Here is a 17,809-nt window from a genome sequence, read left to right as displayed (position 1 = left end):
TTAAAGACTTTTAAAATTATGAGATTTTATATTCTCTAATGCTTTTTCTTTTTGCTCTGCTGATTCTATAGAACCTTGAACTAAATTGCTGAATCCGTACATTTTTTTATCTCCAGCGATTTCTACTAATTCAACCTCTTTTTCTTCACCTGGCTCAAAACGAATAGCTGTACTTGAAATAATGTTTAATCTTTTTCCTAAAGCTAATTCACGATCAAAAAGCATTGCTTTATTAACTTCGAAAAAATGAAAATGAGAACCAACTTGTATTGGTCTATCTCCTGTATTAATTACATTAATTTTCACTGTATTTCTACCCTCGTTACAAACGATTGTCCCTTCTTTTATAAAAATTTCTCCTGGTATCATTTCTTATTTTTTTTAGAATTAACGAATAGGATTATGAACCGTTACCAACTTAGTTCCATCAGGAAAAGTAGCTTCTACTTGTACATCGTGAATCATTTCAGCAACTCCTGGCATTACGTCATCTGTTGTTAAGATGTTTGCACCTTCTTGCATCAAATCTGCAACTCGTTTTCCGTCTCTTGCTCCTTCCAAAATAAAGTGACTAATAAGTGCAATAGATTCTGGATAATTTAATTTTACGCCTCTAGCTTTACGTTTCAACGCAAGCTCCCCAGCAGTATGTAACATTAGCTTTTCTAATTCGCGTGGTGTTAAATGCATTTTTATGTTTTTTAAAAAAAATTAGATAATCTCCATACACATAGATGTAGAAAATTTGTGTATGAATTGTTAAATTTTGACAATAAGAATCCTTCATTGCTTCGCTAAAAACAATGAAATTTCTTGTTTAATGAATAAAAATCAATTAGATGTAATCAATTTGTAAAGAATGAAATAAGATATATTTCGGTATTTTTTTAAATGTCTTAACTTCAACTATTTCAGACATTTTATTAGAAAAAGTTTCATGAAAATAGCTTATCAAAAGATGAACACATAGATCACAATCAAAAATAAAAATTTCGGATTCTGTTTTATTTTCATCAATTGATAATAGATTGAAATTATCAAATTGTGTTGATAATTTTTTGCTACAATCCATTTGTTTCGTGTGTTCTCTATGCGTCTCGAAATTGTTTATCGTTTGAGAAAACTTCGAGATACTTATTACGCCAGTAATAAATAACATTAAAAATACTATAGAGAAAACCTTTTTCATTATTGTTGTAAAATTAGACGTTTTACGTTTTCGTTTCTTATTAAAAAAATCAGATAAATATTCAAAAACGTGATAATTTCATTATTTCTTACTATTCTAAAAGCTTTTATGAATGAAATTTATTATTAATTTTAAATAACTAAATTACTGATAAATAGATATTTAAATATTCATAAAAATCGATCATTTTGAAACTAAATCACTTACATAATTTCTAAGGAATTTTCCAAATCAAATCTACTGCAAGGTAATGTACACCCGATTTAGCTTCTGAATAATTACTAATCAAGTTGTTAACATAACCAATATCCATCGTTAAAGGAGAATTCGGAATTTGGAACATATAATAAAGCCCCAAACGAGTTTCTTTGTAGGCATATTTTGTCCAATGTTTTTCCTCATCATTCATATAACTTGTCGCAAATAAACCTTCGGCACTAAGTGCCAAAGATTGATTATTTTTTTCTGAAATAGGATATGTTATTTGTGTTTTCACACGTGTTCTTAACTGAAAATTTTCGTCTACGTTATTAAAATCTGTGTCAAAAAATTTTCTGAATTCTTGTCTTATTGTATTCTTCCATTTCAACTTTCCTAGATTTGCTGTGTACGCATAACGTCCATAAACTCTGAATTCCTGCTCTACTCCATCTTTATGAAAAGGGATTTGAGCATCAAATTCATTTTGACGACGATAACTTAATGCATAGCTATATTGCTGATTTGGTTTGAATTTTTTATAAATTTCATAATTCAAGACTAAAATTGCAGGTTTATCCACTAGATTATAATTATCAGGAGAACTTTTTCGCCCGATTCCTACATAAGCAACTGCATATGTATTTCCTGTAGAATCTAATTTATGTTGCAATCCAAAAGCAGCCCAAGAAGCTGTTTTAGCTTTTCCTAAACCTGGAGGACTTAATTGTCCAAAACTATTTGTAAGCGTAAATAGAAAAGCTGTAACTAGACTTAATTTATTTGAAATTAAAGACATTTTGTTGTTTTGTTTAGAATGAATAACTTAATGTAGCCATCATATTGCTTGGAGATCCTGGGAAAACTCTCGTGTAATCAATTCCTCCTTGAAAATAATATTTGTTGAAAATATTATTAAACTGAACTGATAATTTTAATGGTTGCAAATCATAATAAATTGCAGCATTCACAATTCTATAATCTGGTAAAAATCCCCATTCTGCATTACCTTGTGCATCTTTCCCAATAGAATTTTCCATACGTCGATCGCTTACATAAGAAGCTCCTAAACTAACTCCTAAACCTTTGAATGTATCATGTAAAACTGAATATTTCAGCCAGATATTCGCCATATTTTTTGGAGCATTTGGTAAAGGCATTCCAACTTCTGAAGCTACAGAAGATGCTTTTACATCTGTATCTGTGTAGCTATAATTTAAGCTCATTTGTAAATTACGGTGCAATTGTCCTCTTATATCAAGTTCCAAACCTTTTGAAGAAACTTTACCAGATTGACGATAAACAGGAAAACCTGCATCGCTTAATTGTCCTGTTGGAAGCATCATATCATTACGTTGAATTTGATAAAGTGCTAAATCAACTTGCAATTTTTTCTTAAAAAAATCTGTTTTCAATCCAGTTTCAACCTGAAAACTTCTTTCTGATTTGAAAGGTTTATCAGCTCCATAATTTTTGTAATTCGCCACATAATCTGCTGCAATTGGAACATAACCTTGCGAATAATTAGCAAAATAATTAATTGTAGATGTTACTTTATAAGTTAATCCAACACGAGGCAACCATGTATTTTGAGTTGCTGAATAAGGTGTTTTTGGATCTGCACTTTCTGATGTATAATTTTCGTAACGTAAACCGAATAACATTTCTAATCGATTAAACTTTACTTGATCTTGTACATAAACACCGGTTGTTTTATAAGAACTCAAGAAAGGAAAAGTTGCTTGTTTCAACCATTTATAAGAAGATAAATCTTTTGTTTCGTAAATCGGATTATTCAAATCAAATGTTAGCGGAACAATTTCTCCATTCACTTCTTTGCTTCTTGCTTCTTTTTGTTGATTATCAGCATCTGGCTTGTATTGTGCATAATCCACTCCAAAAATAATATTTTGCTTTACTTGTCCTTTTTGCAATTTATAATTCAAAAAAGCAACAGCATTGTCTGTATAATCAGTTGCTTCACGAGATAAGAAACGCATGTTTACAATTGTGTTATAAGGTGCATCTGCAAAACTATTTAACGTTCTATGTTCGTTTAATTTTTCTTTGTAAATCGATTTTGAATAGTTTAATGTTAAAGATAAATTATCCAATATATTTTGTGTCAACTTTGTACGAAAAGCAAGCGTTTCAGTTTTTAAAAAATCTGATGGTTGTGATAATGTAAAAGAGCGATTGATTGCATATAAATCTGTCTGTTTCACTCCCATTCCACGATCCAAATAACCGTCAAAATTATCATACGTTAAATCGACATCTATTTGAGTTCCTTTTCTTGGTTTGAACGTAAAAGATGGAGCAACAGAAACAATTTTTTGATTGTTATTATTTCTAAACGTTTTACTTGTTTGATAACCAGCATTAAATCTGTAAAATAAATTATTGCTCAATGGTCCTCCAATATCCAATGTAGAACGCAAGGTTTCGAAACTACCAGAAGAGAAACTTACATTTCCTCTAAAATCTTCAAGCGGCTTTTTTGTGACTAAATTTATTGTTCCTCCTGGCGCAATATCTCCAAATAAAGTTCCTCCAGAACCTTTTAAAACTTCAATTCGTTCCAAATTAATTGTTAAAGGAGAATTGAAATAACTTGTTCCATAACCAAAACCAGAACGCAAACCATTTACCAAACGTAAACCATTTCCGTAACCACTACTAAAACCTCTCAATGTATAATCGTCATAAGAAGAAGCTTGATTAACACCCGACAAATCATGTACCATATCCGAAACCTTGAAAGCTTGTTTATCGTCCATCAATTCGCGATTAGCAATACTAATTGTTTGTGGTAAATCTTTTAAATTTCCATTCAATTTTCCATCAAAAGTTACAGTATGTTGGTAATATGAATTCTTTTTATCCGAACTAATTAAAACCTCTCCTAATTGCGTAGATTCTTTTGATAAATAAATTTTAAGTCCAGTTTGCTCGTTCCAATTTTGCTTTGTAATGATGTAATTAGTCGAGTTTAAACGATCTGCCATAATCGAAATCGTTAACGGAAGTTGAACTTCCTTTAGAAATTTAAACTCTCCATTCTCAGCAGTTTTTACATTATATGTATCATTTTCTATTGAAACGATTGCGTTAGAAATTGGTTGATCTTCTTGATTTAGGATTTTACCATAAATCATTTTTGCTTCTTGTGCTGTAGCCGTTATTCCAAGAAAAACGAAAAAACTAAAGATGATAATTTTAGACATGAAAGTTGTTTTCATTGTGAGAAATATTATATTTTTTTTTATTGAAGTAAACCAATCTCTTTTTGCATGTGATAAGTCGGAAAATTTGATTCTTCGCAAAACAGCATCAAATCAAAACCTTGTTTCAACCAAAATTCATATGCTCCTGGCAAACTTGGATGTGTATGCAAATACAAACGATGAATATTTTTTTGGTATGCTTGTTTTTCCAATTCCTGAAACAATTGTGTTCCCAAACCAAATCTGCGATAAGCTGGCTCCACAAACAAGCGAGCAACTTCTACCGTTTTTTCTTCTCCAACAGAAAGATGAGGAAAACGATAATCAAAAGGCATCATTCCGATAACACCAATTATTTGATTACTTTCATCACGAGCTTGAAGAAAAATTCCTGTTTCACTTTCGATATAATTTAACATAAAATGCAACAAATCTTTCGGAACAATTGTAGGATCTAATGTTGGGAATAATTCTCGTCGAAATGCGATAACATAAGGCAATATTTCTTCGACCTGATGAATTTCAACAGGTGTAATTTTTATATTTTTCATTCAGATTTTATTTTAATTGTGGTACAAACAATTGTTTTCCTTGATGCGATAAATGAAGCAAAGGCAACTTATAAGTTTCTTGCAGAATATTTTTGATTCCTTCCTGATTATAATCTTTTAAATCAACCAATTGATGATTTTTCATCATATAAAATTGATCGCCGTACATGAATGCTAAATTTGGATCGTGCATGACACAAAACACTGTTTTTCCTTGTTTAACAAGATCTTGTAAAGTTTCTAAAACCAATACTTGATAATGTAAATCCAAATGATTTGTTGGTTCATCTAACATCAAAACATCTGGATTTTGAACCAAAACACGGCACAACAAAACCAATTGTCTTTCTCCACCTGAAAGAGATGTATATGCTTTGTCTTTTAAATGCCACAAATTAAACTTCAATAACATTTCTTCGACAATTTGATAATCTTCGTTTTTAGGAGAAAATCTCGAAAAAGAAGAGCGGCCTGTCATGACAACATCAAAAACTTTGAAAGGAAAAGTTGTTTGATGAAACTGTGTCATAAATCCCAAACGAAGTGAAGAAGATCCTACTTTTATCTTTTTACGTTCTTCATTTCCTATAAAAACATTTCCATCATATTTCTTCTCCAAACCAGCAATGATATTAAACAAAGTTGATTTTCCACTTCCGTTTTTTCCCATTACAACAGATAGTTTAGCTTCAGAAAAGTTGACATTTACATCGTTCAGAATTTTTTCTTTTCCGTATGTAAATGATAAATTTTGTATGTTAACAATTGTTTTCATTAGTTCCAATTTGCTGCATTTTTTCTCATCAGATAAATAAAAATTGGTGCGCCAATTAACATCGTAAAAACACCAACAGGAATTTCGAAAGGCATGACCGTTCTCGAAAAATCATCGATAATTAGAAGAAGAGTTCCTCCAATACTAATATTTGCCCAAACTGTTTTTTCGTTATTTGGACCAAAAAACATTCTACTAATATGTGGAACAATCAATCCGAATAAACTAATAACACCAACTGCAGCTACACAAGCAGCTGTAATTAAAGTTGCAACACCAATCAAAATCACTTTCAAAAGTCCTGGTTTCACGCCAACTGCAAGAGCTTCTTCGTCGCCTAAAGACAATAAATTCAATTTCCAACGCAAAAGAATGATAATGATTAACCCAATTAAAATTGGATAAAAAGCCATTTCTACTTTTTCCCAAGAAGCTGTATGTAAATTTCCCATCGTCCATTGCACAATCATTTGTAATTTATATGGATCACTGATATACTGCAAAAGCGTAAGAAAAGCTGTGAAAACTCCTGAAATTATCATTCCTGATAAAACCATATTGATTAGGGAACTTTTTATGCTTGTTTTTGAAATTAAATACGTTAATAAAACAGCACAAACTCCAAAAATAAAAGCAGATAAGTTGATTGATAAAATAGGCACAACCATTGCTAAAGCTGCTCCTACTGCTGATCCTGATGAAATACCTAATGTAAATGGATCGACAATTGGATTTCTAAAAATTGCTTGTAAAACATTTCCTGAAGATGCCAAAGCTGCTCCCACAATAAATGTCAAGACAATTCGAGGTAAGCGAACTTGCCACAAAATAGTTTCTATACTTGATTGAGGTAAATTGTTTGATCCTAAAATGAATTTGTTAATTGCTGTTGAGCTATAACGAATCAATTCAGAAATACCAACAAAATTAGTTGCTCCCATTGTCATAGAAAGTATTACAACCGCTACTGGTATAATAAAAAGTAGGCTATAAGATTTCAATTTAGCTTGCATTTTTGTTGTATAAATCTGGTTTTTGATACAATTGCATAATATCATTTTGCACTTCTTTGTTCAACTGTTCCGTAGAATATGCAGAAGGATAGCACCAATTGCGAAGTTGTTTTGCAAACAACAAAAACTTAACTGTGTGAGGATCGTAATAAAAAGCAGGATTCATCGCAAAAACTTGTTTAGATTTCACAGCTGGTAAAGCATCTAATTCTCTTAATTGATAAACCTCATCGAGACTAGAATTCCAAAGCACAATCAAATCTGGATTCCATTTGTAAATAGATTCTGCACCAACATTTGGTGATTCCATCTCCAAAGGACAAGCATTTTCTGCTCCCGATAATTTTATGGCTAAATCTAACAATGTTCCTTTTCCTGATGTTGAAAAAATACGACCTCTCGACCAAGCATAATAGACTTTTTTAGGTTTTTCATTTACAGGAGTTTTTAGCTTCTCAGCTTCTGCTTTTACATAAGAAACCACTTCTTCTGCACGTTGTTTTTTTCCTAATAAAGTTCCCATCCCAAGCAATTCTTTGTAAATTTTATCTTGGCTTAAACTTGAAACCGTAAAAACTGGAATATGTAATTCTTCTAATTGTTGAATTGTTTCAATATTTTGATCATAAACAATTGCTAAATCAGGTTGCAAACCTACTATAGTTTCCATATTACTTGATCCACCTCCGAAAGTTGGTGTGGCAATTGTTTTATTTTTGATTCGTTCATCCAATTTTGCATAAAATTTATATTTGTCTTCATTCTGAAAAACTTGTTGCGGAATTCCTACAACTTTATCTTCTGCATGTAACATATAAATTTCATCTAAAGAAGGTTCGAAAAGTACAATAACTCGTTTAGCTTCTTTTGGCAATGAAACTATTTTTCCTCGGCTATCTTCTGCTTTTATTTCTGCGTATTCTTCTTTCTTCTGAGAAGTTGAATGACAACTTTGTAAGAAAGTAAGAAACAATAAAATAAATGTTATGCGATAAAATATTTTGCAATTCATGGTTTTAATTTTTTACCAAATTTTTTAATAAAAACTTACTTGTTAATTGTTCTTCAACAAGTTGTATTTTGTCTTGATAGCGAACCAAAAGCTGGTCGTACATTCGTCCATCATAAGGAAGTAAAAGTTGATTGTTGTTATCTTTTCCCCAATAAATAGGAAGATGACGGTTACCTACGAAGTAACAAAAATCAGCGGCATCGGACGCAGAAATTGCAGAAAACTGAATACACAAACAAGGTTTAATGTATACCGAAGCTATTAATTTGTTTCCTTGAAATAATCTATCGCCGTTCTGCCACTCATTTTTATGTTGTAATCGAAGTTCTAATGTTAAACCAGCCGTTGTTTTTCGAGTAATTTTTTGTTTTCGAATCTCAAACCATTCAATAGCTAATTGATCAGAAATTTGTTCAACTTCTTCAGATTTTGACTGAATATTATCTATAATTACCAACTGATTTTCCATTTCTTCGAGGTATTATTTTTGTTGTGCTGCTTCTTTTTTCAACTGAACTTTTTCTTTCAACCATTGACACCATTCGTCAATTCCTTCTCCATTTAGTGTACTAATAGTTTGTACTTCCAAATTTGGATTAACTTCTCTTGCATCTTTTGTTACTGCTTCTATAGAAAAAGGAACATATGGTAATAAATCTGATTTAGAAACCAACATCAATTCACTTGTTAAAAACATACGAGGATATTTTTTTGGTTTATCATCTCCTTCAGTTGTAGCGATAAGTGTTACACGATAATCTTCACCTAAATCAAAAGCTGATGGACAAAGAAGATTTCCTACATTTTCGATGAATAATAAATCTGTACCTTCTAAATCGATATGATCCAAAGCTTGTAAAATCATTTGTGCTTCTATGTGGCACATTCCTCCTGTTACAATTTGTAAAGCATTAATTCCTACTTCGCGCATACGAACAGCATCACGTTCTGTTTCTGGATCTCCAACTAAAACCGAAATATTTAATTCTTTCCCCAAACGTTTCCCAACTTCTTGTAACAATGTTGTTTTTCCTGATCCTGGAGATGAACAAACATTAATAATACAAACATCTTTCAAACGTTCTCTAATTGCATTTGCTACATAATCATTTGCTTTTAATAAATGTAAAGTTGTATTGTCGCATTGAACAGAACCTACTCTGTTTCCTGCACTTTTAGGGTTTTGTGTATTTATTGACATAATTGAAATATGATTAATAATTATTTGTTTTTAAAGATAACTTGCGAGATAAAAAGCTCATTTCCTTTTACAATTGTACTTGAAGGAGTTGAACAATCTTCGCAAACGAATTTGTGATATTTGACTTCGAAATTCTTGTGGCACTTTTCGCAATACGCCACAATTTCATTCACCAAAACCTCTAATTCGATTTCATTGTAATTTTTATTTTCTGCTATAAAAGCATCAAAGGCATTTTGAATTAAAACGGGTTGAACATTTGACAAAAGTCCAGCAGTAATCTGAACTTTTTCTATATCTTCAATCTTAGAATCATAGTGTTCGTTCAACGTATCAAATATGTCTTTGACAATACTTAATTCGTGCATAATTTTTTATTTTTTGTAAATAGATTTCCTTTTCCTAAACGATCAAAATGTTCAGAAAGCAGCAATAAGTAGGTAAGGTTTGGTTATCAGATAAATGGTAAACCGTAGATATAATGCTTTAAAAGGCAAATTTTATTAGTTGATGTAGAGAATAAATCAGAAAAAATGCGAACACAAATTTGTTGATTAAAATTAAACTTAACATCTGTTTTAATAAAATTATCAAAAGAAGAATCATTGATTTTTAAATCCTCTAGAGTAAATGTAAAACTCTCGATTGTTTTATTCGTATTATCACATTTTATAGTTACTTTTTCTACTTTTTTTTGCGTAGAATATTGATTTGTTTTGCTAGAATAACTAAACAGAACAATCAAAAAAAGTACTGAAAATATGTGAAAAATCGGTTTCATTTATGGATGTAAAGTTACTTCTTGCTACAATAAAACGATTATATAAAATAACGGATAAATGTTCAAAAACGTTACAAAAGATGAAAGTTTAGATTAACCAAAAAAGGAAGCTCACGTTAAGAGCTTCCTTTTTTTATATTCAAAATAATTTAATAATAATTATAAATTAATTGATTAGCTTCTGTTTCTATAGGTCTATCTGAGTACTTATTCATAAAAGATATTAAGTAGCTTTTATCTTTTAAAGGAATATATTTTGATTCTAAAATTTCTTTTATTGTTTCAGGTTTTCTTGACATTAATGTTTTGAAATTAGTATACGTAAATCCTGTTTTATCTGCTATTCTCAGTGCTAATAAGCTTTTATATGGATTAGGATCATTTACAACCGTGTTTAATAATTCCATGTTTTTATTCCAGTCAATTTTACCATTATAATTTTCAATAAAAAAAGTTAGCAAAGATTGTGAACTTGCTTTCTTATTCAATAAAAAGGGTAAGAAATCGAGAATATCTTGTTCATTTTTCAGATAATTTGGCGCCAAAAAATTTGCCAAATGTGCAATTGTATCATTTTTCTTATAATAATTAAACCCAGCAAGAATATCTTCTTTAGTGAAAACATTAGAATATTTATTATATACTTGAAAAGATTTTGAAATTTTATTAGAATCCAAATTAATTCCATAATTTAATAAATCACTTTGCAACTCTCTAAATCTTAAATCAAATTGCTTTTTATTTGTAATAAATGGTAATAAAGCTGCTACTTGTTGTCTTTCATAAACTCCTAAACTATTATATTCAGATTTAAATTTATTCCACTTATCAAGATCAATATTTTGATATTTTTTTTTAGGATTTTTATATTCAGGAATTTTTCTTGTTGTAATAATAATTTTATCAGAATAAGGAATTGGTAATTTATTACCGTCAATATATCCCATTTTATTTAGAGATTGTTCACAAATACCTTCAGGATAAGATGTTATTTCTGTCAAAAAATCGTGGTAAGAAGAATTATTCAAACCTATAATTTCTACAAAGTTATATTTTTTTTCAATATCAGATTTTTCTTGTCCATAAGAGAAGATTGAATAAAAGAGTATAATGATTATTGCAAAGCATTTCATATTTCAATAAAATTATTATTAAATATAAGATTATTATCTATCATAAAAAAAGGAAGCTCACGTTAAGAGCTTCCTTTTTATATATTTTTAAAATGATTTCTTATTTGATTGTAATTTCATTTCGGTTTAATTGAAGAAAATTTTCTTTTTCTAACGCTTTTAGCAAACGAGAAATCACAACGCGAGAAGTATTGAGTTCATAAGCGATTTCTTGATGTGTTTTTAGCACAACTTTTCCTTTGTTGATACTTGCAACATCTAATAAATATTTTTTCAATCGCTCGTTCTGGTTATTAAAAGCTAAATTATCAATTGCACACAACATTTCTTCCATCCTATTATTATAACTATCAAAAATAAAATGTCGCCACGATGAATATTTAGCCAACCATTCGTCCATTTTTATAATCGGAATCATTACTAATTCGCCATCTGTTTCGGCAATCGCTCGTATTTTGCTTTGTTTATCTCCCAAGCAACATGCCATTGTCATTGCGCATGTATCACCTTTTTCAAGAAAATATAAGAGTAATTCTCCTTCATCAAAATCTTCGCGCATAATCTTGATTGCTCCACTTAATAAAATTGGAATTCCTTTGATAAATTGATTCAAATCAATCAATACATCATTTGTCTTGAATTTAATCAAAGCTCCTAATTCATCAATTTCATTCAACAATTCTTTTTCAAATTGATCCGGATAAGTTGCTATTACTTTCTCTTTTATCATGATTAATGTGGAATTTTGTTTCTAATTTTTCCGTAAAGAAAAGTTCCTATTAATGCGCCTACAATTGTAATTAAAATTGAATAAGTTCCCGCGCCTAATAATACAAATAATGGTCCAGGACAAGCGCCAACCAATGCCCAACCTAATCCAAATAGAATTCCTCCGATTAAATAACGTGCAATTGATTTTGTTTTAGGTTCAATTACTATTTTTTTTCCATCAATATCTTTTACATGTTTCTTTTTCATCACTTGTATTCCAATCAAACCGACAATCAAAGCCGAAAAAATAAATCCATACATATGAAAAGATTGAAAATTGAACATTTCGAAAATTCGAAACCAAGAAGCTGTTTCTGCTTTGTACATTGTTATCCCGAAAATAACTCCTAATATGATATAAACTAAACTTTTCATGTTTTTAAAAAATTAAAGGAAACAAAATATGAACCATCAAAAGTCCACCTATAAAAAAGCCGATAACAGCAATGAATGACGGAAGTTGTAAATTACTCAAACCAGAAATTGCGTGCCCAGAAGTACAACCTCCTGCATAGCGCGTTCCGAAACCAATTAATAATCCACCAATAAATAATAAAGCACTATTTTTAATAGAAATATTTTCAAAAATTTCGGTTGGAGAATAAGCTTTTCCTGCACTTTCAAATCCCATTGTTTTCAATTTTGTGATTGTCGCTTCAGAAATTTCAGGAATCTGATTGTCTGATAAAAAATGTACCGAAACAAAACCTCCTATAATAGCTCCTAATAAGAACAACAAATTCCATTTTTGATTTTTCCATTCGAATGAAAAAAAATCGCACGATTTTCCTCCTCCTAAAGCTGCACAAATCGTTCTGAAATTTGAAGAAAATCCAAAACTTTTTCCGAAGTAAATTAACAAAAGCATTACAATTCCAATAATTGGTCCGCCAATGTACCATGGCCAAGGTTGTAAGATAAATTCCATTTCGTTTACTTTTCTATTTTGTTGAACAAAGTTGATAAATCTAAATTAGTTAGAAAGTTACAAATGTTACACAATTCCTACTTTACAAATTCTATAACTTAAAAATCAACAAAATAATTTTATAAATTTGAGCATTAATGAAAAAGATAAATAAACGAAAAGTTTTTAAACGAATGCTTTACTTCCTATTAAGTTTGATTGTAATTCTTGTTATTGCAACTTTCTGTGTTTTACAAATGAATACATTTGGAGCTGAACCTTCTGGAAAAAGATTGGAACGAATGAAACAATCTAAATTATACAAAGACGGACAATTTCAAAACATACATCATACACCTGCGGTTGCCGAAGGTCATAGTATGCCAAAAGAAATGCTCTCGTTTTTATTTGGTCCTAAAGATCCAAAACTCTATCCAAAAGATTCAATTCCGCATATTCAGACGGATATCAAATCAATTGATAAATCTGAGAATATTTTTATTTGGTTAGGACATTCGTCTTATTATATTCAATTAGATGGAATTAATTTCTTAATTGATCCTGTGTTTAGTGATTATGGTTCGCCTTTTCCTATTTTTAATAAAGCATTTAAAGGTGCAAATACTTATCATGTTAAAGATTTTCCGAAGATTGATTATTTAGTTATTTCACACGATCATTACGATCATTTGGATTATGAAACCGTAAAAGAATTACGAACAAAAGTGAATAAAGTGATTCTTCCGCTTGGAGTTGGTTCACATTTTGAGAAATGGAATTATTCGCCAGATCAATTAATCGAAGAAGAATGGAATACAAGTGTAAAGTTGAAAAACAATTTGAAAATTACATTTACGCCAGCTCGTCATTTTTCTGGACGAAAATTAAAACGAAACACAACGCTTTGGAGTTCTTATGTTTTGGAAACACCAACGCAAAAAATATTTTTAGGCGGCGATAGCGGTTACGATACGCATTTCAAAGAAATTGGAGAACAATATGGTCCGTTTGATTTTGCAATTCTTGAAAATGGACAATACAATGATGCTTGGCGATATATTCACGCATTACCAACAGATTTACCTGCAATAATCAAGGATTTGAAAGCCAAACATATTATTCCTGTTCATGCTGCAAAATTTGCTTTAGCAAAACATGCTTGGGACGAACCTTTGGAGAAAATTGTAGCCAATGGAAAGCAAAATAACTTCGATATTTTAACACCAATGATTGGTGAACCTCTAAATTTGAACGATTCTGTCTTTACCTTCAAAGAATGGTGGAGAGATTAAAACATTTAAAAATGAATAATCTTCGAAATAAAATATATAATTTACAATAATATTCACAAAAATTATTTTGTAATAAGTTTATTTTGAATTTTCTTCAGAAACCCATTTGTATTCCGTAATTTTGACAACTGAAATTTAACTTTAAACAAAAAATAAACAAAATGGAACTGAATAGAGAACGTCTATTGGAATTGGTGCAAAAATATGGCGCGCCTTTGTATGTATACGATGCGAACAAAATTAGATCGCAATATGAAAAGATGACAAATGCATTTTCTACAGTCAAACGTTTAAAGTTAAATTATGCATGTAAGGCGAATACAAATCTTAATATTTTAAAGTATTTCAAATCACTTGGTTCAGGATTGGATACGGTTTCTATTCAAGAAGTAGAATTAGGATTAATGGCTGGTTTCAAACCTAAAGAAATTATTTATACACCTAATGGCGTTTCATATTCTGAAATAAAACAAGCAATTGAATTAGGCGTTCGTATTAATATTGATAATCTTTCGGTTTTAGAAACATTTGGTCAAGATTTCCCTAAATATCCTGTTTGTGTGCGTATCAATCCACATATTATGGCTGGAGGAAATTCGAATATTTCAGTTGGGCACATCGATTCGAAATTCGGAATTTCTATTCATCAATTACCACATATCAAACGTGTTGTAGAAAATACTGGATTACATTTGGATGGTGTTCATATGCATACAGGTTCTGATATTTTGGATATTGATGTTTTCTTGCAAGGAGCTGAGATTTTATTTGAAGTTGCTGCAGAATTCAAAAATTTATCTTACATCGATTTTGGTTCAGGATTCAAAGTTCCTTATTATCCAAATGGCGACGAAACGGATATTGAATATTTAGGAGAACGTTTATCTGCACGTTTCAACGAATTTGAAAAAGCTTACGGAAAACCATTAACATTAATGTTTGAACCAGGAAAATACATGGTTTCTGAAGCTGGAGTTTTCTTAGCAACAGTAAATGTTGTAAAACAAACTACTTCTACTGTTTTTGCTGGAATTGACACAGGTTTCAATCATTTAATTCGTCCGATGTTTTATAGTGCTCATCACGAAATTGAAAATATTTCGAATCCAGAAGGACGTAATCGCTATTATACGGTTGTTGGTTATATTTGTGAAACAGATACATTTGGATCTAATCGTAAAATAACAGAAATTAGCGAAGGAGATGTTTTATGTTTCCATAATGCGGGAGCTTATTGTTTCTCGATGGCTTCGAACTACAATTCGCGCTTAAAACCAGCTGAAGTTTTGTTAATTGATGATAAAGATTATTTAATTCGTCGTCGTGAAACGCTTCAAGATTTGATTACAACAACAGAGGATATAAAATTCTAAGCTCAGAATTTTTTATATATTTTATAGTATTTTAAAAGCCCAATTAACGTTGGGCTTTTTTATTTTCCTAATTGTAAAAAATTTCAAATTGACATTCGTCTTATGCAATTCAAAATGAATTAAATACTTTTGTACAAAACCTAAACATATGGAAGAAAAAAAAGATAAACGAAGTACAACTCAAAAGTTAATAGATGATGCTTTTTTCCTATTTCTAATGATTCTTGGTGCTTTTTGTATAATAATAATTCTTGTAGTTGTCTAAAGATGAAACTATTTGACACTTATTTTTGTTTCTATATCTTGAGTTGGATTTTTATAAAACTTACTCGAATTTATTCCATAGAAATTGATTATCTCAATCATTATTTAACAGATATTTTTGCTGTTCCGGCAATGACGCATTTAGGAAGTTATATTATCTCGAAAGTGAAATATAAAAATCAATTATACATTTATCCAACAAGTTATTTGATAATTACAGCTATTGTTTTGAGTGTTTTATTAGAATTTATTATGCCAAAATTTTCTTCGAAATATACAGCAGATATTATGGATGTTGGTTGTTATTTTCTTGGAATTATTTTTTATTTAAAATTCCATAAACCTTATTTAATTGAGAAATCTGCAACTTTAAAACTTATTTCGTCTTAAAAATCTTCATTCTTCCAACCATAAAAAACATAATCAATCCAAAACAAGCAAATAACGCATACGAATATCTTAAATCAAACATTTCAGCAATATAACCAATTAATGGCGGGCCCATTAAAAAACCTAGAAAAGAAATACTAGAAACTGTTGCTAAAGCAACTCCTGGATTAATATTTTTAGTTTTACCAGCAACGCTATAAACTGTCGGAACATTGCAAGCAACTCCCAATCCAACCATCATAAAAGCAAGCGTACAAACAATAAATTGAGGAAAAAATACCGAAATTATTAAACCTGAAAACATCAATAATCCACTAAGTTGCATGATATATTGTTTTCCGTATTTACTGATAAAATAATCACCTACAAAACGACCAATCGCCATCATAATCATAAAAGAAGCATAACCAACAACCACCAAATTTTGTGGTGCTTTTACAATATCCTGAAAATAAACTCCGCTCCAATCAAACATTGCTCCTTCTGTCGCCATACTCAAAAAACCTATAATTCCTAATTGAACTAAAATTGGATCTGGTTTCGAGAAAATCTTTTTCTTTTCTTTTTCAACAGTTGGAGTAGATTCAACTAAATATTTTTGATTAATAAGCCAACTCAAAATGATGATGGCATAAATAATTACAAAATGATAAAATGTATTAACATGTAAATTCATCATCAATAAACCTATCAAAGCTCCTGTAAAACCTGCAATACTCCAAGCGCCATGAAAAGAAGACATAATTGATTTACCATATATTTTTTCAACTTCTACACCTTGTGTATTCACCGAAATATTACACATATTTCCAAGAACTCCAAACAAGAACAATATTGCTCCCAATTGATAAAAATTCTGAGCTAAACCAATACAACAAAGAATAAAAGGATAAATTAATACAACAATCTTCAATACATTTTTACTTCCAAATTTGGCTACAAGTTTTCCTGAAAGAGCCATTGTGAATAATTGTCCTATTGGCATTAACAACAATAATGTTCCTAATTGCCCTTCTGAAATCCCTAAATCTGACTTAATCGTTGGAATACGACTTGCCCAAGAAGAGAACGCTAAACCTTGTGAAAAGAAGAATAATGAAACCGCTAAACGAATGCGATTTTTTTGAGATAATGATAAATCATTTAATGAATGCATGCCTAAAAAATATGCGCTAAGTTAAGCTACTCAATAGAAATTATAAACTTAAATGCAAAATAGGATAAGCTTTTCCTTCACCATCTTTTTCAGAACGAGAAATAACCTTAAAACCTTGATTCAAATAAAAATCTAATGCTTGCTGATTTTGTTCATTTACATCGACAGCTTTTACATTCAATTCTTGAATAGAATAATCCAATAAAGCCTTTCCTATTCCTTTTCGTCGAAAATCATTGTGAATAAATAACATTTCCAAATTTTGCTCTGCAACACCGACAAATCCAACTAATTTATTTTCTCGCTCAAAACCAAATAATGTAACATGTGGAAAATAATTGGGTAAATTCTCTTTATAAAATTCAAAATCTTCTTGTGCTAAAAAATCATGCGTATTTACAACTGCACTTTCCCAAATTTCACTCAATCTCGAAAAATCAACTTCTTCTACTCTTCTAATCATCGCTAAAATTCATTTCAACAAATATAATGCTACCTCATCAAAAAAAATATTCTATTGAAAATCATTTTGTTAAAATTTATTTTAAAAATAATTGTTTTCAGAGTTTGGAAAAA

Annotated in this window: 20 protein-coding genes; 3 read left to right on the top strand and 17 right to left on the bottom strand. The window is 30.1% G+C overall.

Annotated features, from left to right (window positions below):
* The 15 genes from ureB to ACMHJW_RS09230 all read right to left on the bottom strand — a co-directional run bounded on the left by ureB (nt 1) and on the right by ACMHJW_RS09230 (nt 12,779).
* Nucleotides 1-369: an urease subunit beta gene (gene ureB, locus ACMHJW_RS09300; RefSeq protein WP_413533138.1), complete on the bottom strand. Its 369-nt coding sequence runs from the start codon at nt 367-369 to the stop codon at nt 1-3.
* Between the two features lie 18 nt (nt 370-387).
* Nucleotides 388-690 carry an urease subunit gamma gene (gene ureA, locus ACMHJW_RS09295; RefSeq protein ID WP_413533137.1) on the bottom strand — a complete coding sequence of 101 codons (303 nt, stop codon included), beginning with the start codon at nt 688-690 and terminating at the stop codon, nt 388-390.
* A 713-nt stretch (nt 691-1,403) separates the two neighbouring features.
* On the bottom strand, nt 1,404-2,186 hold the full coding sequence (locus ACMHJW_RS09290) for a DUF2490 domain-containing protein (RefSeq protein WP_413533136.1): 783 nt from the start codon (nt 2,184-2,186) through the stop codon (nt 1,404-1,406).
* Nucleotides 2,187-2,199: 13 nt separating this feature from the next.
* Nucleotides 2,200-4,629, bottom strand: coding sequence for a TonB-dependent siderophore receptor (locus ACMHJW_RS09285; RefSeq protein ID WP_413533135.1), 2,430 nt, complete (start codon nt 4,627-4,629; stop codon nt 2,200-2,202).
* A 23-nt stretch (nt 4,630-4,652) separates the two neighbouring features.
* On the bottom strand, nt 4,653-5,165 hold the full coding sequence (locus tag ACMHJW_RS09280) for a GNAT family N-acetyltransferase (RefSeq protein ID WP_413533134.1): 513 nt from the start codon (nt 5,163-5,165) through the stop codon (nt 4,653-4,655).
* 7 nt (nt 5,166-5,172) lie between these two features.
* Nucleotides 5,173-5,940: an ABC transporter ATP-binding protein gene (locus ACMHJW_RS09275; protein ID WP_413533133.1), complete on the bottom strand. Its 768-nt coding sequence runs from the start codon at nt 5,938-5,940 to the stop codon at nt 5,173-5,175.
* A complete protein-coding gene (locus ACMHJW_RS09270; RefSeq protein ID WP_413533132.1) occupies nt 5,940-6,953 on the bottom strand; it encodes a FecCD family ABC transporter permease in 1,014 nt (337 codons plus the stop codon). The genes ACMHJW_RS09275 and ACMHJW_RS09270 overlap by 1 nt, the downstream gene beginning before the upstream one ends.
* Nucleotides 6,943-7,965 carry an ABC transporter substrate-binding protein gene (locus ACMHJW_RS09265; RefSeq protein ID WP_413533131.1) on the bottom strand — a complete coding sequence of 341 codons (1,023 nt, stop codon included), beginning with the start codon at nt 7,963-7,965 and terminating at the stop codon, nt 6,943-6,945. Before ACMHJW_RS09265 ends, ACMHJW_RS09270 begins: the two co-directional genes overlap by 11 nt.
* Before the next feature lie 4 nt (nt 7,966-7,969).
* Nucleotides 7,970-8,434, bottom strand: coding sequence for an urease accessory protein UreE (locus ACMHJW_RS09260; RefSeq protein ID WP_413533130.1), 465 nt, complete (start codon nt 8,432-8,434; stop codon nt 7,970-7,972).
* 12 nt (nt 8,435-8,446) lie between these two features.
* Nucleotides 8,447-9,166, bottom strand: coding sequence for a hydrogenase nickel incorporation protein HypB (gene hypB, locus ACMHJW_RS09255; RefSeq protein WP_413533129.1), 720 nt, complete (start codon nt 9,164-9,166; stop codon nt 8,447-8,449).
* Between the two features lie 20 nt (nt 9,167-9,186).
* Entirely contained in the window at nt 9,187-9,534 is a 348-nt protein-coding gene (locus tag ACMHJW_RS09250) for a hydrogenase maturation nickel metallochaperone HypA (RefSeq protein WP_413533128.1), read from the bottom strand.
* Between the two features lie 562 nt (nt 9,535-10,096).
* Nucleotides 10,097-11,080, bottom strand: a complete 984-nt coding sequence (locus ACMHJW_RS09245) for a hypothetical protein (RefSeq protein WP_413533127.1) — start codon at nt 11,078-11,080, stop codon at nt 10,097-10,099.
* Between the two features lie 100 nt (nt 11,081-11,180).
* A complete protein-coding gene (locus ACMHJW_RS09240; RefSeq protein ID WP_413533126.1) occupies nt 11,181-11,810 on the bottom strand; it encodes a Crp/Fnr family transcriptional regulator in 630 nt (209 codons plus the stop codon).
* Between the two features lie 2 nt (nt 11,811-11,812).
* Nucleotides 11,813-12,226, bottom strand: coding sequence for a DUF6691 family protein (locus ACMHJW_RS09235; protein WP_413533125.1), 414 nt, complete (start codon nt 12,224-12,226; stop codon nt 11,813-11,815).
* Nucleotides 12,227-12,230: 4 nt separating this feature from the next.
* Nucleotides 12,231-12,779: a YeeE/YedE family protein gene (locus tag ACMHJW_RS09230; RefSeq protein WP_413533124.1), complete on the bottom strand. Its 549-nt coding sequence runs from the start codon at nt 12,777-12,779 to the stop codon at nt 12,231-12,233.
* Between the two features lie 137 nt (nt 12,780-12,916).
* Here ACMHJW_RS09230 and ACMHJW_RS09225 point away from each other — a divergent pair, with 137 nt between their 5' ends.
* The 3 genes from ACMHJW_RS09225 to ACMHJW_RS09215 all read left to right on the top strand — a co-directional run bounded on the left by ACMHJW_RS09225 (nt 12,917) and on the right by ACMHJW_RS09215 (nt 16,077).
* The gene (locus tag ACMHJW_RS09225; protein WP_413533123.1) at nt 12,917-14,050 is read left to right on the top strand and encodes an MBL fold metallo-hydrolase; all 1,134 of its coding nucleotides are present in this window, start codon (nt 12,917-12,919) and stop codon (nt 14,048-14,050) included.
* Nucleotides 14,051-14,211: 161 nt separating this feature from the next.
* Nucleotides 14,212-15,423 (top strand): diaminopimelate decarboxylase, encoded by a 1,212-nt coding sequence (gene lysA / locus ACMHJW_RS09220; RefSeq protein ID WP_413533122.1) that lies wholly within the window; start codon nt 14,212-14,214, stop codon nt 15,421-15,423.
* A 267-nt stretch (nt 15,424-15,690) separates the two neighbouring features.
* On the top strand, nt 15,691-16,077 hold the full coding sequence (locus ACMHJW_RS09215) for a hypothetical protein (protein ID WP_413533121.1): 387 nt from the start codon (nt 15,691-15,693) through the stop codon (nt 16,075-16,077).
* Here the strand turns inward: ACMHJW_RS09215 and ACMHJW_RS09210 are convergent.
* A complete protein-coding gene (locus tag ACMHJW_RS09210; RefSeq protein WP_413533120.1) occupies nt 16,064-17,233 on the bottom strand; it encodes an MFS transporter in 1,170 nt (389 codons plus the stop codon). The two genes, ACMHJW_RS09215 and ACMHJW_RS09210, sit on opposite strands and share 14 nt — an antisense overlap.
* Before the next feature lie 40 nt (nt 17,234-17,273).
* Nucleotides 17,274-17,696 (bottom strand): GNAT family N-acetyltransferase, encoded by a 423-nt coding sequence (locus ACMHJW_RS09205; RefSeq protein WP_413533119.1) that lies wholly within the window; start codon nt 17,694-17,696, stop codon nt 17,274-17,276.
* Nucleotides 17,697-17,809: the final 113 nt, after the last annotated feature.

This window comes from Empedobacter brevis (assembly GCF_965118635.1).
GTDB classification, from domain to species: Bacteria; Bacteroidota; Bacteroidia; order Flavobacteriales; family Weeksellaceae; genus Empedobacter; species Empedobacter brevis_A.
Note: the sequence above shows the minus strand (reverse complement) of the source record. Positions and strands in the feature narration are given on the sequence as shown.

Excerpts from the sequence above, each read along its gene's own strand:
- ACMHJW_RS09260 (WP_413533130.1), bottom strand. The coding sequence starts at position 8,434 with ATGGAAAATCAGTTGGTAATTATAGATAATATTCAGTCAAAATCTGAA.
- lysA (WP_413533122.1), top strand. The coding sequence starts at position 14,212 with ATGGAACTGAATAGAGAACGTCTATTGGAATTGGTGCAAAAATATGGC.
- ACMHJW_RS09235 (WP_413533125.1), bottom strand. The coding sequence starts at position 12,226 with ATGAAAAGTTTAGTTTATATCATATTAGGAGTTATTTTCGGGATAACA.
- ACMHJW_RS09225 (WP_413533123.1), top strand. The coding sequence starts at position 12,917 with ATGAAAAAGATAAATAAACGAAAAGTTTTTAAACGAATGCTTTACTTC.
- ureA (WP_413533137.1), bottom strand. The coding sequence starts at position 690 with ATGCATTTAACACCACGCGAATTAGAAAAGCTAATGTTACATACTGCT.
- ureB (WP_413533138.1), bottom strand. The coding sequence starts at position 369 with ATGATACCAGGAGAAATTTTTATAAAAGAAGGGACAATCGTTTGTAAC.
- ACMHJW_RS09270 (WP_413533132.1), bottom strand. The coding sequence starts at position 6,953 with ATGCAAGCTAAATTGAAATCTTATAGCCTACTTTTTATTATACCAGTA.
- ACMHJW_RS09285 (WP_413533135.1), bottom strand. The coding sequence starts at position 4,629 with ATGAAAACAACTTTCATGTCTAAAATTATCATCTTTAGTTTTTTCGTT.
- ACMHJW_RS09250 (WP_413533128.1), bottom strand. The coding sequence starts at position 9,534 with ATGCACGAATTAAGTATTGTCAAAGACATATTTGATACGTTGAACGAA.
- ACMHJW_RS09240 (WP_413533126.1), bottom strand. The coding sequence starts at position 11,810 with ATGATAAAAGAGAAAGTAATAGCAACTTATCCGGATCAATTTGAAAAA.
- ACMHJW_RS09265 (WP_413533131.1), bottom strand. The coding sequence starts at position 7,965 with ATGAATTGCAAAATATTTTATCGCATAACATTTATTTTATTGTTTCTT.
- ACMHJW_RS09280 (WP_413533134.1), bottom strand. The coding sequence starts at position 5,165 with ATGAAAAATATAAAAATTACACCTGTTGAAATTCATCAGGTCGAAGAA.
- ACMHJW_RS09210 (WP_413533120.1), bottom strand. The coding sequence starts at position 17,233 with ATGCATTCATTAAATGATTTATCATTATCTCAAAAAAATCGCATTCGT.
- ACMHJW_RS09230 (WP_413533124.1), bottom strand. The coding sequence starts at position 12,779 with ATGGAATTTATCTTACAACCTTGGCCATGGTACATTGGCGGACCAATT.
- ACMHJW_RS09205 (WP_413533119.1), bottom strand. The coding sequence starts at position 17,696 with ATGATTAGAAGAGTAGAAGAAGTTGATTTTTCGAGATTGAGTGAAATT.
- ACMHJW_RS09245 (WP_413533127.1), bottom strand. The coding sequence starts at position 11,080 with ATGAAATGCTTTGCAATAATCATTATACTCTTTTATTCAATCTTCTCT.
- ACMHJW_RS09215 (WP_413533121.1), top strand. The coding sequence starts at position 15,691 with ATGAAACTATTTGACACTTATTTTTGTTTCTATATCTTGAGTTGGATT.
- ACMHJW_RS09275 (WP_413533133.1), bottom strand. The coding sequence starts at position 5,940 with ATGAAAACAATTGTTAACATACAAAATTTATCATTTACATACGGAAAA.
- ACMHJW_RS09290 (WP_413533136.1), bottom strand. The coding sequence starts at position 2,186 with ATGTCTTTAATTTCAAATAAATTAAGTCTAGTTACAGCTTTTCTATTT.
- hypB (WP_413533129.1), bottom strand. The coding sequence starts at position 9,166 with ATGTCAATAAATACACAAAACCCTAAAAGTGCAGGAAACAGAGTAGGT.